Here is a 12,326-nt window from a genome sequence, read left to right on the forward strand (position 1 = left end):
CCGTCCGCACCCACCAGCCCGGTGTCGCGGACGGCTCCTTTTTGCGCCGGGGCGGGTGCGGCACAAGGTAACCAATTGCGCACGCGTCACTGGGCGTCAAGCGCCGTTGCTATACTCCATCGGCATATCAGAATCCCCGACGGAGCCCCCAACATGCGTCTCGATGACGAAGCCGAAAGCCAGAACGTAGAAGATCGCCGCGGCGATGGCTACGGCGGAGGCGGCGGATTCGGCCTGCCGATCGGCGGAAAATCCATCGGCATCGGCACGGTCATCATCGCACTGGCCGCATCGTACTTTTTTGGCATCGACCCCTCGCTGATTTTCCAGGGCGCTTCGGTGATCCAGGGCCAGCAGCAGCCGGCGCCGCAATCGCAGGCGCATCGTCCGGCCGCCAACGACCAGCTCTCGGTTTTCACACGCAAGGTGCTCGGCAACACCGAGCGCACGTGGGAACACATCTTTGAGACCGACCTGAACCGCCGCTATGCGCCGCCCACGCTGGTGATGTTCTCGGGTGCGACGCCCACCGCATGTGGCACAGGCCAGTCGGCGATGGGCCCGTTCTATTGCCCCGGCGACCAGAAGGTTTATATCGACCTGTCGTTTTATGACGAACTGCGCCAGCGTTTTGGCGCAGGCGGCGATTTTGCGCAGGCGTATGTGATCGCGCACGAAGTCGGCCATCACGTCCAGAATCTGCTGGGCGTATCGAACAAGGTCGATGCGGCGCGCCGCCGCATGAGCGAGGCGCAGGCCAATCAGCTGTCGGTGCGGATGGAATTGCAGGCCGATTGTCTGGCCGGTGTGTGGGCCGCCACGGCCGGCAAGATGAACCAGCAACTGCTGGAACCGGGTGACGTCGAGCAAGGGCTCAAAGCAGCGGCCGCGATTGGCGACGATCGTCTGCAAAAGCAATCGCAAGGCTACGTGGTGCCCGAGGCGTTCACGCATGGCACCAGTGAACAGCGCGTGCGATGGCTGCGCCAGGGCCTGACGACCGGCGATATGCGCAAGTGCGATACATTTGCCGCGCGGCAACTCTAGCCGGCGTGTCTCATCACGGCACGCAGCGGCAACTGCCAAAGCCAGGAAGCGACAGGAAACGGAACGGAATTCTGCGGGGAAAAATCACCTGCGCGACGGAGAGAGAAGGAGGAGGTCGGTCGCGCAGGTGGGAGAGAAACTGAAACGAGATCGGCGGCCGGTGGATCCATCGGCCGCCGATTGGCGTTCTGCGGGCTATCAGACCTTGTAGCCGTACAGATCGCCGTTGCGCGAGTTGTCGAGCGCCGAGGCGGAGATCTCGCCGCCAAATGCGCGCGAGCCTTCGCTGAAGCTGTCGAACTTGCCGGTGCGCGAACCTTCACTGAACGTGTCGAACTTGCCCTGACGGGCGCCATCGGTAAAGGTGTCGTACTTCCCCATCTTCGAGCCTTCACTATAGGTGTCGAACTTGCCTGTGCGCGCGGCATCGGCATACACGTCGAACTTGCCGACCTTTTTGGTCGCGGCCGGTGCGGCAATCGCTGCCGACGCGGCAAACGCGGCGAGCACGAGGGCACCGCCAAGGATACGTCTGGCGTTCATCTGGGACTCCTTCAACTGATTCACAACCTTTTTTTGGATACAGCTGACAGCTGCCCGATGCGCCATCTTCGTAGCGATGCGAGCACGGACTGAAGGTTAGTGGGTAGTAGATCTACGAGAAATACCGCTGCGACGAATGGTGCGTTGCACGCCGTGAAACGCTGGGTCTGTGGATGAATGGCGCAGATCGGCCGCCGAATGGCAGCCAGGAGGGAATGCTGCAGAGCGGAACCAGTCACCTACCCTGCGGTACGGCAGGGCCGATGACTGGGCGCGTAGAAGCCTCAGGCGGCGCGATGCCGCAACTGGATCAGAGCGTGTACTGGCCGTTGGCCTCAGGCTGAAACGCAATATCGACGATGGTCACGCGCTGCGCGGCGCCGTTGGGCAGCCGGTAATCGACCGTCTTGCCCGCACGGGCGCCCAGCAATGCCTGGCCGATTGGCGACAGCACCGACAGGCGGCCCGCCGAGAGGTCGGCCTCGTCCGGGTAAGCCAGTGTCCACTCACGGGGCGCGGCTTCGCCTTCCAGCGCGCAGACCACGCGCGAGTTCATCGTCACCACGTCTTTCGGAATGGCACTTGGCATGACGATGGCCGCGCGTTCGAGCAGCGCGTCGAGCATTTCGTCCAGCTCGGCGGTACCGGCGCGGCTGGCAATCGCCTCGAGCCGCGTCACGTCGAGTTCGGTCAGATACAGGGTTGGGTTCTTGGTCTTTGCCATGGCGTTGCCTTTCGCAAAAGCGGCGGCCGCGAGCGTCGACACGTTGGTGCGACGCCGGGACGGCAGCCAGGGAAATCGATTGGGGGCCGGCGCGATCAGACATGCCGGGCGTGCTACAGCGAAAAAAGCGTGGTGCCTCAGGCCCGGTTCGGCGCCGGACCCGTGCTGCTCAGGAGTGGGGGTCGGTCAGGCCGGGAACCGGGCGGGATCAAGCGGGGCGTTGATCCGGCGGCTGGCGGGAATGGTCGGCGCCACCATGCGCGCGCGTGCCGGTCGCGCGGGGCGAACCATGGCAAGGACGGCGAGGGCAAGGTAGCGAGACATCGTCAAAGGAAATCCGGTGAAAAAGCGCGTCGGGTGGGACGCGAACGGTGATGCTAGCACACGGCGCGCAACTGGCCGCCGTCCGCGCGGCGCCGTGGGCACGCGGCCGCAGTGGCGAGTTCAGTGCTTCGGATGGCATTCGCAAGCCGCGCCTTCGGCGGCCTGCTGCAGGTTCTGCAGGATGCCGCATTCGCTGGCCGGATGGGGATTGGGTTTCCCGCAGGTGTGCCGCAGCGCCCGCAACTGCCCTTCCAGCGCTTCCAGCGCCACGCGCTGCGCGTGAATCTGTTCGATCTGGCGGTCCAGCAGCGTGTCGATATCGTCGCACGCCAGCAACGGATTGCGCTGAAAATCGCGCAACCTGCGCACATCGGCCAGGCTCATGCCAAGCGAACGGCAATGCCGCACGAAATTGAGTTGGACGAGATGGCCATCGCCATATCGGCGATAGCCGTTGTCCTCGCGCTGGGGCGCATCGAGCAGCCCCTCGCGTTCGTAATATCGGATGGTTTCCACATCGCAGCCGCTATGGCGCGAGAGTTCGCCGATACGCATGGTCGTGGCCTCCGTGATTGGGCAACAAATCCCTGTAGTCATTACAGGGTTAAAGCGAAGTGTAGTCCAATCGGGCGAATCCTGCCGGAAGCGGGATGCGGCCATGTTGCGATCCGAGGGCGCGCGGCCGGTCGGCCTGTCCATCGCCAATGCAGTGAGAATAATCGGATAGTGCAGTAGGCTGACAACGCCGGCGGACGCCATCCTGTAGAATCGTTGCCATCGTTTTTGACCCTTGCGTCGCGCGCCCCGTGCTCCCAATCCGGTTCCTGCTGATGGTGGTTTTGCTGGCCTTCCTGCCTTTCCAGGCATGGGCCGGCTTCAACACGTCCGCGTCGGTGGCCGGTCCGCTCCAGGCGGCACAGATGGACAAGGCGCAGGCGTCCGATAGCCCGCTCGCGGCGCAAGGCGATAGCCGGATCGGCGCACAGCGTCATGTCGGGTTGGCGGCCGATCAGGCCGATTTCGCCACGCCGTCGCTGCCGGCGTCGGATTCGTCGCACCCCTGCGACAGCGCGGACCCCTCGTCCCCCGGCGCCGATTTCGCCGAACAGCTGCTTCCCGCGCCAATGCCGCGCGTGTCGATTGCCGTGGCGCCCAGTGTGGTGCCCCACTACGCCGTCGCCGCGCTGCCGGACCCTCATCTGCCTTTACTGCCGCGTCCTCCACGCGGCTGATCCCCGATTCGTGCGGAAGTGATTTCGCACGTCCCCCTGTCGCCCGGCACGTCTGATCGTGTCGCGCGCGCTTGCGGCTTGTCCGCGTCTTTTCAAGTCTTGTCCCACAACCATGAAACGTATCTTTCTGTTCCTGGCGACCAACCTCGCCGTCATGCTCGTCCTCAGCTTTACGGCCAGCCTGCTGGGCGTGAATCGCTTCCTTACCGCCAACGGGCTGAACCTCGGTACGCTACTGGCGTTTGCGGCGCTGATGGGTTTTGGCGGTTCGTTCATCTCGCTGCTGATGTCCAAGACCATTGCGAAATGGTCCACTGGCGCGCAGGTCATCACGCATCCGAGCACCAGCACAGAACTTTGGCTGGTGCAGACGGTGCAGAAGCTGGCCACGCGCGCTGGCCTGCCGATGCCCGAAGTGGCGATCTACGACGGCGAGCCCAACGCGTTTGCCACGGGAGCGTCGAAGAAAAACTCGCTGGTGGCGGTCTCTACCGGTTTGCTGCAATCGATGTCGCACGACGAAGTCGAAGCCGTGCTGGCGCACGAAGTGGCGCACATTGCCAATGGCGACATGGTCACGCTGACGCTGATCCAGGGCGTGGTCAACACGTTCGTGATCTTTATGGCCCGCGTGGTCGGCTACTTCGTCGATTCCTGGCTGCGTCGCAACGACGAGGAGTCGAGCGGCCCAGGCATCGGCTACATGATCACGGTGGTCGTTTGCGAAATCGTGTTCGGCATCCTGGCCAGCATCATCGTCGCCGCGTTCTCGCGCCATCGCGAATATCGCGCCGATGCAGGCGCGGCCGGATTGATGGGTACGCCCACGCCGATGGTCGCCGCGTTGCGCCGCCTGGGCGGCCTGGACGCCGACGGCTTGCCGCAGAACATGCAGGCGATGGGGATTTCGGGCGGCAAGTCGTGGCTGGCGCTGTTCTCCAGCCACCCGCCGATCGAATCGCGCATCGCCGCCTTACAGGGCGCGCGCTGAAACCTGCCCCGGCTTCCGGCCCAGACGCCGCGCGGCATCGGCACGATCAGTTGAAGACGTCCTGTCGATACCTTGCGGCGGCCATCAGACCGGCGAACCAGTCCGAAGCCGCGTCGGCCGTCATCCCGCCCTGCTCCGCGGCGATGTCGATCAGCGTCTGACGCACCGCTGGCGCCATGCGGCGCCCGTCGCCGCACACATAGACGGTTGCGCCCGCCTGCAACAGCGACCAGACGTGTGCGCGGCGCTGCCACAGCAGATCCTGCACATAGCGGGGCGTGTCGGGCAGCACGGAGAACGCGGTGTGAAGCGCCACCACGCCGGCTTGCGCCCAGCGGGCAAAGTCGTCGTGGAACAACCAGTCATGCTGCGGATGGCGACAGCCGAAGTACAGCTGCACCGGCGTCACTGCCTGTCCGGCTGCGCGCTGAGCCGCGCGTTCCTCGATAAAGCCACGGAATGGCGCGATGCCGGTGCCCGGTCCGATTAGCAGCATCGGCGCCGTCGCGTCGACTACGGGCGCGAACGATGGATTCGGGGTGCGGATCGACGCCGATACGCGCGCGCCTGGCGCCAGCGCCTGCAGCCACGTCGACGCCACGCCACGGAACTGGCCGCGACCCGACAACGCCGGTGCCCAGACGGTCCCCACCAGCAGCGTCGCCACATCGGGCGCCACCCGCGGCGAGGACGCAATCGAATAGAAACGCGGGCGCATCGGCACCGTGCATGCCAATAGTTGCTGCAGCGTCGGCGCGAGCGCCGGATAGGCCGCCAGTACATCGAGCACGCCCAGCCGGCGCGCCGCCACCTGCGTGGCATAACCGTGCTGCGCATCGTCCGATGCCATGGTTTCGAGCGACTGCCGCGTGAACGGACAGCGCGTCGTTTGCGCCAGCGCGCGCAAGGTCTGGCGCGACACCACATCCTGCAGTTCGACGAAATGGGTCAACAGCTCGCGCAGCGGCAATGCCTCGCCTATGGGCAGGCCGCGGCCCGCGCCGTGTGGCGCACTCAGCGTGACCATCGCGCCAGCATCGAGGTCGAGCCGCTCGCACAGGTCGCCAACCAGGCGCGGCTCGTTGCGTGGCCACACCGCGAGGTGGTCGCCGGTCTGGTATGTGACACCGGGCGGCAACTGCAACCGGATCGCCCGCGTGGAGGTGCGCGGCGCCTCGATCGAAAAATCCCACAGGCCGGTGGGATCGGCCACCAGTTCCTCGTTGGCGATCACCGAGAACGACTGCGTGCCGGCCGGCAACGTTTGCGCGCGCATCGCATCGACGCTGCGCAATTGCACGTCGACGCCTAGGCCGCGCTCGCTGGCGCCGTCGGCCTGCAACGCCTGCCACAATTGCGCCAGCCAGCGCTCCGCGGCCTGGTCGAAATCGGCATTGCCGTCGGCTTCGCCACGCGGCAGCAAGGGGACCGCACCCGCCGCGGTGAAGAAGTCGAACACACGCCGTGGGAACGCCTGATAGGTAGCCCATTGCGAATTGCCGCAGCCCAGCAGCGCCAGCCTCAGGCCGTCGGCGCGATAGCCGTGTGCACCGCCGGCGTCCAGCATCGCTTCGAACTTGCGTCCCGAATCGGGCGCGCGCCCGTTGTAGGTTGCCGCCACCACCACCAACAGGCCCGATGTCGGCAGCGCGTCGATGCTGTCGTCGAGATCCGCAAGTCTGGCGTCGAAACCCGCGCCCACGGCGCCCGCATGGATCTGCTCGGCCAGTTCGCGCGCCGTGCCAAGACTCGAAGCGCACAGCACCGTCATCGCCTGGCCATGTCCGCGCACCTCGGCCTGCGCGCTATCGAGCGCCGCCGGCGCGGCCGCTTGGGCAAGCAGCCGTTCATGCGGGCGTCGACGCCGCGCGCGCAGCACGAAGTTATCGGGCTTGATGGTCAGCGTTTCCTTGAGCCGGAACTGGTAGTCGAACGGATCATGAAAGGCAAAGTTCCGCAGCATCAACGCCAGGGCCAGCTTGGCCTCGGTGAGCGCGAACTGGCGGCCGATGCAGGCGCGCTCGCCATGACCGAACGGCATATAGGCGTGCGCCGGCAGCTTTGCTTCGTTCTCGGGCAGAAAGCGATCGATGTCGAAACGCTCGGGATGGGCCCACACCTTCGGATCGCGATGCAATGCGGTCAGCACCACCGAAATCCGGCGATTCTTGCGCAGCCGATAGCGGCCGCCGATCACCACATCGTCGAACGGCGCGACCGCGAAGGCCGGCGCGGTGGGCCACAGCCGCAGCGTTTCCTTGAGCACGCGATCGAGCACCGGCATGCGCGCCAGATCGGCATACACCGGCGGCGCGTCGCCGGGCAGCACCGCGTCCACTTCGGCATAGGCCTGCGCCAGCACGCCGGGATTGCGTAGCAGTTCGTACAACGTGAACGTCAGCAGTCCGCTAGTGGTTTCGTGGCCCGCGATCAGGAACGTGATGACCTGGTTGCGGATGTTGGCGTCATCGAGGCGCTGGTCGGTTTCCGGATCGCGCGCGTCGAGCATGAGGTTCAGCAGATCCATGCCCTGCGTGGGCGCGGCGCGGCGTTTGCGAATCACGTCGTCGACCAGATTGCGCATATAGGCCACATCGTCGGCAAACTGCCGGTGAGCACGGCCCATGAAGCGGTCCTGGATCGGCAGCCGCGTGAGCTTGCGCATGGCTTCCTCGAGCGCGCCGACCATCGCCGTGATAAACGGATCGAGCTGATCGCTGGCGAACGATTCGAAATCGTAGCCGAAGCCGGCCAGCGCGATCGTATCCAGCGTCAGGCGCGTCATGTCGTCGGCCACGGCAATATCGGCGTCGGGGCCGTTGCGATCCCATTTATCGACCAGGCGGTTGGCCACGCGCAGCATGACGTCGAAATAACCTTTCATCGCGCGCTGGCTGAAGGCGGGCATCAGGATGCGATGCGCGCAACCCCAGTTCGGTTCGTCGCTGTGCGCGGTGAACAGGCCGTCGCCCGCCATGTCGCGCAAATAGGACAGCGGCGGGCCGATGATCTTGCGGAAGCGCGCCGGATCGCACACCTCGGCCGCCAGCGCCACCGACGACACAAACGGCACGCGCCGGCCAGCGAAGTCGAGTTCGAAAATGCCGTCGTGATGGCGGCTGCGCGCCAGCAGATGCTGACCAACTTCTCCCGGGGTGATCTGGAACAGGTTGCCGACGATAGGCCAGCCCGGATCGCGCGGAATCGGCTCGAGGACAGCGGCAGGAATGGCGGATGACATGGATGGAGGGCGCCTGTGGTTATGGTGGACCGCCGGCCCATGCCGGCGCGGCCGGGCATGGGATCGGCAAAGTCAATGCGGGACACCAGAGCATGCCTGCCAACGGCCGCGTTGTCCCATCCCTGATCCGAGCGTTTGAAATGTTTGTTCGGACCAAAGATGCGCGGCTAGTCGACCACTTTGCCGCGCAGCGCCTTGACCTGCCCGCGCTGCGTCTTGGCTTCCAGCCGGCGGGTACGCGACGCGCGCGTCGGGCGGGTGGGCCGGCGCACGCGCGGCGGCGTGGCCACGCTCTGGACCAGTTCGTGCAGACGGCGCACCGCTTCTTCGCGGTTGAGTTCCAGGCTGCGATGCTGCTGCGCCTTGATCACCACCACGCCGTCGCGCGTGATGCGATGGTCGTGCAGCGCCAGCAGCCGTTCCTTGTGATCGGGCGCGAGCGACGATGCGCGCACGTCGTAGCGCAGATGCACCGCGTTGGACACCTTGTTGATGTTCTGACCGCCCGCACCCTGGGCGCGGATCGCGGTGATCTCGTATTCGTAATGGGGGATGAACAGGTCGTCGGCCATGCGCCGCATCATAGCAACGCATGGCGTTCCGAGGGGCATCGCCAGCACGCTACGGGGCCGGTGCGATGTTCTGGTTGGTGCAGAACAGATTCTGCGGATCGTAGGTGCGCTTGGCGCGCGCCAGGCGATCGTAGTTCGGGCCGTATGCGGCGCCCACTCGCGCAGATTCGTCCTCGGTCATGAAGTTCACATAGACGCCGCCCGTGGCGTAGGGCGCCGCTGCGTTGAAGAAATCGCGCGCCCAGGCGATGCAGGCGGCGTCCTCGTCGGCGCGGTCCCAACGCGAATGCACGTTGACGACGTAACGCGCATCGCGATGGCTGTATGCCGTCGCGTCGGGCGGCACGCGATTGGCGACGCCGCCGACTTGACCGACAAAGATCTCGGCATGCGCCGACGGCCCGCGCGCCGCGTAATCCACCATCATGTCGATCGCCGCGTCGTCGAGCCGGGAAAAATTGTGGGACTTCCAATAGTTGCGCGCACCCGGCGTCAGCAGCGGATCGAACGCCTGCTGCCATGCCGTGTATGGCAGCAGGCCGACATGTTCGCCAACGGTCTGGCCAAAAGACCGCAACGGGTCGATCGCACGTTCGGCCGCGGCCGCATCAGCCGTGCTGAACGCTGCCAGCACCACCACATTGGTGCCGTGCGCCGACGCCGGCAGGAACGGCAACGGCGGTGCGCGGCGCAGCACGGCCCACACGTTGAGATCGTCAGGCATCGCGGTTTCGGTGAAAGCACGATACTGGCGCAGCACCGACTTGGCTTCCACGCCTGGAAACACCAGCAGACCGGCGGTGACCATCGGGCCGACCGGATGCAGGCGGAACTGGAACAGCGTGACCACCCCGAAATTTCCGCCGCCGCCGCGCAACGCCCAGAACAGTTCCGGCTCATGCTGGGCATCGGCCCAATGTCGCTGACCGTCGGCGGTCACCACTTCGCAGCCGAGCAGGTTATCGACCGTCATGCCGTACTGGCGCGTGAGCCACCCAAAGCCGCCGCCCAGCGTCAGGCCAGCGACGCCGGTGGTCGAATTGATGCCCAGCGGCGTGGCCAGTCCCAGCGCCTGGGCTTCGTGATCGAAATCGCCAAGCGTGGCACCCGGACTCACCCACGCCACATGATCGTGCGGATCGACATGCACGCCGCGCAGCGCCGAAAGGTCGATCACCAGCCCGGCATTGCAGATCGCGCTGCCCGCGATATTGTGACCGCCGCCTCGCACGGCCAGCACCAGGCGATGATCGCGCGCGAAGTTGACGGCCTGCATCACATCGGCCGTCCCCGTGCATTGCACGATGACCGCCGGCTTGCGGTCCACGGTGGCGTTCCAGACCGTGCGCGCGACGTCGTACCCGGCATCGGCCGGCAACAGCACCCTGCCGCGCACCGATTTGCGCAACATGTCGATGTGATCGGCAGCAAGCGTGGTCATGATGAATCCTCCCTTCCGCATCGGATGCGGATTCCGGAGTCATTGACCATGCAAAGCACGCGCCAACGCCCGCAGACCGCGCCGCGACGCGGCTCGCGGCGGCGATGCGCCTATCCGGCCATCCCGCGGCGCTACGATCGGTTTCATTGCTGAGGCGGCGCAGCGCAGACATCGCGCCTGCGTGCAGGTCGCAACACTTACGACTGCCAGCGCGGCGTGCGTTTCTGCAGGAATGCGTCGATGCCCTCACCGGCGTCTTCTTCCATCATGTTGCGCGCCATGACATCGCCCGCGTAGGCATAGGCGCTGGCCAGTTCCATCTGCCGCTGGCGGTAGAACATCGACTTGCCATACCGGATTGCGACGCGACTCTTGGCGCGGATCGCGTCGACCTTGCGCGCGATGGCGGCGTCCAGTTCCGCATCGGGCACGGCTTCATTGACCAGCCCCCAGTCGGCCGCCGTGGCCGCGTCGATGAATCGACCGGTCACGAGCAGGTCGAAGGCGCGTTTGGCCGAGACGTTGCGCGACAGTGCGACCGACGGCGTTGCGCAAAACAATCCGACGTTGATGCCGGACACCGCAAATTTCGCCACCGTGGAGGCCATCGCAAGATCACAGCTGGCCACCAGTTGGCAGCCAGCGGCCGTGGCGATGCCGTGAACCCGCGCGATCACCGGTACTGGCAATGCCTGGATCGCCTGCATGACGACACTGCACTGCGCAAACAGCGACCGGTAGTAGGCCAGATCGGGATGACCGCGCATCTCGCGCAGATCATGCCCCGCGCAAAACGCCTTGCCCGCGCCGGCCAGGATCACGCACCGCACAGCCTCATCGGCGGCAACCTGTTGCAGCGCTTCGTGCAACGCGCCAAGCATCGCTTCGGACAGCGCGTTGAACTGCGCCGGCCGGTTCAGGCACAACGTGACCACCCCATCGCGCGACTCGCGCAAGACCAGCGGCGGTTCGGTATGGCTATTGGATTCCATCGTCATGGCGGCGCTCCGTAGTGGCGTGTGACCGCAATCATCGCGCGTTCCGGCGATGGTTTGGCGCTGCGCGGGGGGCGAATTGGGGTCCGGATGCGGGGACGGGATCGACGCGGCCGGCGTGGCTCGGTCGTCGGAAGTCGCCCTTCGCGGCGGTGGTGGGAAAAGCGGGAAACCGTTATGGCGATTGGCGCGCCCGGCTGGGATCGAACCAGCAACCCCTGCCTTCGGAGGGCAGTACTCTATCCATTGAGCTACGGGCGCGATGTGAGGCTGACTGGCAACGGACGGACGCCGTCGCCGGAAAGTCGCATAGGATACCCGGTTTGCGCGGGCCCGTCCATGCGGGTTGCGCCGAAGCGCCTCGGGCCGGGGTTAGTACGGGTCTCTGAACCGTCGCTTTTAGTCCCTCTGGGCGGGTGTTGGGTCTATAATCGGCAGCTATTTGCGCCGTAACAGAGACGTAGCCGGGCAGGAGACAGCCCCGGGCGCAGAGACCGACAGAAATTCACCCCCGAAACAGGGCCAGACAAGCAAGCCGCCCCCACGTGCTGTGCATAAGGTTTCCCGCAAAATCGAGAGTTCTGTATGAGTGACGTCCATCAAGAAAACGACCACCACGAGTCGCCAATCAAGACCCCGAAGCAACTGATCGCCGTAGTGATCGCCGCCTTTCTGGTGCCGATCATCGTCATTATCCTGCTGGTCAATTTTGTCGGACACGGCAGCCGCGAGGGCGCCGGCTCAACCCAGTCGCTGGAAGCGGTCAACACGCGCATCGCGCCGGTGGCCTCGCTCGAAATCAAGGATCCCAACGCGCCGCGCGTCTTCAAGACGGGCGAGCAGGTGTACAAGGAAGTTTGCGCGGCATGCCACGCCACGGGCGCGGCCGGTGCGCCGAAATACGGCACGGCTGCTGACTGGACGGCACGGATCGGCCAGGGTTTCGACGGGCTGATGAAGTCGGTGCTGAACGGCAAGGGCGCAATGCCCGCGCGCGCCGGCACGTCGCCGGACGATCTGAGCGACTACGAACTCGGTCGCGCGGTGGTCTACATGGCCGACGCCGGCGGCGCCAAGTTCCCCGAACCGCCCGCCCCGGCGGCTGGCGCAGCCACGCAGGCCGCGGCCTCGGCTCCGGCAGCGCCTGAAGCGGCCGCTGCGGCTGCCGCCGCGCCAGCAGCGCCTGTGGCCGCTGCAGCACCGGCTCCGGCACCCG

11 protein-coding genes and 1 tRNA gene are annotated in these 12,326 nt (G+C 65.7%); 4 read left to right on the forward strand and 8 right to left on the reverse strand.

The features are described 5' to 3' along the window. The first annotated feature begins 153 nt into the window (after window positions 1-153). Window positions 154-1,047 carry a KPN_02809 family neutral zinc metallopeptidase gene (gene ypfJ / locus F7R19_RS25680; protein ID WP_061953476.1) on the forward strand — a complete coding sequence of 298 codons (894 nt, stop codon included), beginning with the start codon at window positions 154-156 and terminating at the stop codon, window positions 1,045-1,047. A gap of 198 nt (window positions 1,048-1,245) precedes the next feature. Here the strand turns inward: ypfJ and F7R19_RS25685 are convergent, their stop codons facing one another. From F7R19_RS25685 to F7R19_RS25695, 3 genes are all read right to left on the reverse strand, one after another. Then, window positions 1,246-1,590: a hypothetical protein gene (locus F7R19_RS25685; protein WP_061953474.1), complete on the reverse strand. Its 345-nt coding sequence runs from the start codon at window positions 1,588-1,590 to the stop codon at window positions 1,246-1,248. Window positions 1,591-1,900: 310 nt separating this feature from the next. After that, a complete protein-coding gene (gene rnk / locus F7R19_RS25690) occupies window positions 1,901-2,314 on the reverse strand; it encodes a nucleoside diphosphate kinase regulator (protein ID WP_061953589.1) in 414 nt (137 codons plus the stop codon). Between the two features lie 444 nt (window positions 2,315-2,758). Then, a complete protein-coding gene (locus F7R19_RS25695) occupies window positions 2,759-3,193 on the reverse strand; it encodes a Cd(II)/Pb(II)-responsive transcriptional regulator (RefSeq protein ID WP_061953472.1) in 435 nt (144 codons plus the stop codon). Between the two features lie 251 nt (window positions 3,194-3,444). Between F7R19_RS25695 and F7R19_RS25700 the strand changes: the two genes are divergently transcribed. Both F7R19_RS25700 and htpX read left to right on the forward strand, forming a co-directional pair. Next, window positions 3,445-3,870, forward strand: a complete 426-nt coding sequence (locus F7R19_RS25700; RefSeq protein ID WP_223505866.1) for a hypothetical protein — start codon at window positions 3,445-3,447, stop codon at window positions 3,868-3,870. A gap of 112 nt (window positions 3,871-3,982) precedes the next feature. Further along, the gene (gene htpX / locus F7R19_RS25705) at window positions 3,983-4,861 is read left to right on the forward strand and encodes a protease HtpX (RefSeq protein WP_061953468.1); all 879 of its coding nucleotides are present in this window, start codon (window positions 3,983-3,985) and stop codon (window positions 4,859-4,861) included. Window positions 4,862-4,907: 46 nt separating this feature from the next. Here the strand turns inward: htpX and F7R19_RS25710 are convergent, their stop codons facing one another. The 5 genes from F7R19_RS25710 to F7R19_RS25730 all read right to left on the reverse strand — a co-directional run bounded on the left by F7R19_RS25710 (window position 4,908) and on the right by F7R19_RS25730 (window position 11,371). Next, window positions 4,908-8,102, reverse strand: a complete 3,195-nt coding sequence (locus F7R19_RS25710) for a bifunctional cytochrome P450/NADPH--P450 reductase (RefSeq protein ID WP_150982462.1) — start codon at window positions 8,100-8,102, stop codon at window positions 4,908-4,910. A 167-nt stretch (window positions 8,103-8,269) separates the two neighbouring features. Next, complete coding sequence (gene arfB / locus F7R19_RS25715; RefSeq protein ID WP_167585401.1) at window positions 8,270-8,674, reverse strand: alternative ribosome rescue aminoacyl-tRNA hydrolase ArfB; 405 nt, start codon at window positions 8,672-8,674, stop codon at window positions 8,270-8,272. Window positions 8,675-8,723: 49 nt separating this feature from the next. Continuing rightward, a complete protein-coding gene (locus F7R19_RS25720; protein ID WP_150982463.1) occupies window positions 8,724-10,115 on the reverse strand; it encodes an FAD-binding oxidoreductase in 1,392 nt (463 codons plus the stop codon). Window positions 10,116-10,312: 197 nt separating this feature from the next. Continuing rightward, window positions 10,313-11,113 (reverse strand): enoyl-CoA hydratase, encoded by an 801-nt coding sequence (locus F7R19_RS25725; RefSeq protein WP_150982464.1) that lies wholly within the window; start codon window positions 11,111-11,113, stop codon window positions 10,313-10,315. Window positions 11,114-11,295: 182 nt separating this feature from the next. Beyond that, a tRNA-Arg gene (locus F7R19_RS25730) sits at window positions 11,296-11,371 on the reverse strand. 324 nt (window positions 11,372-11,695) lie between these two features. On the opposite strand from F7R19_RS25730, the gene F7R19_RS25735 reads away from it, so the two are divergent. Continuing rightward, the coding region (locus F7R19_RS25735; RefSeq protein ID WP_150982465.1) for a c-type cytochrome at window positions 11,696-12,326 on the forward strand (631 nt) is incomplete at its 3' end.

The sequence above is a fragment of the Cupriavidus pauculus genome, assembly GCF_008801835.1.
GTDB classification, from domain to species: domain Bacteria; phylum Pseudomonadota; class Gammaproteobacteria; order Burkholderiales; family Burkholderiaceae; genus Cupriavidus; species Cupriavidus pauculus.

Excerpts from the sequence above, each read along its gene's own strand:
- F7R19_RS25710 (WP_150982462.1), bottom strand. The coding sequence starts at position 8,102 with ATGTCATCCGCCATTCCTGCCGCTGTCCTCGAGCCGATTCCGCGCGAT.
- F7R19_RS25695 (WP_061953472.1), bottom strand. The coding sequence starts at position 3,193 with ATGCGTATCGGCGAACTCTCGCGCCATAGCGGCTGCGATGTGGAAACC.
- arfB (WP_167585401.1), bottom strand. The coding sequence starts at position 8,674 with ATGGCCGACGACCTGTTCATCCCCCATTACGAATACGAGATCACCGCG.
- F7R19_RS25720 (WP_150982463.1), bottom strand. The coding sequence starts at position 10,115 with ATGACCACGCTTGCTGCCGATCACATCGACATGTTGCGCAAATCGGTG.
- htpX (WP_061953468.1), top strand. The coding sequence starts at position 3,983 with ATGAAACGTATCTTTCTGTTCCTGGCGACCAACCTCGCCGTCATGCTC.
- ypfJ (WP_061953476.1), top strand. The coding sequence starts at position 154 with ATGCGTCTCGATGACGAAGCCGAAAGCCAGAACGTAGAAGATCGCCGC.
- rnk (WP_061953589.1), bottom strand. The coding sequence starts at position 2,314 with ATGGCAAAGACCAAGAACCCAACCCTGTATCTGACCGAACTCGACGTG.
- F7R19_RS25685 (WP_061953474.1), bottom strand. The coding sequence starts at position 1,590 with ATGAACGCCAGACGTATCCTTGGCGGTGCCCTCGTGCTCGCCGCGTTT.
- F7R19_RS25725 (WP_150982464.1), bottom strand. The coding sequence starts at position 11,113 with ATGACGATGGAATCCAATAGCCATACCGAACCGCCGCTGGTCTTGCGC.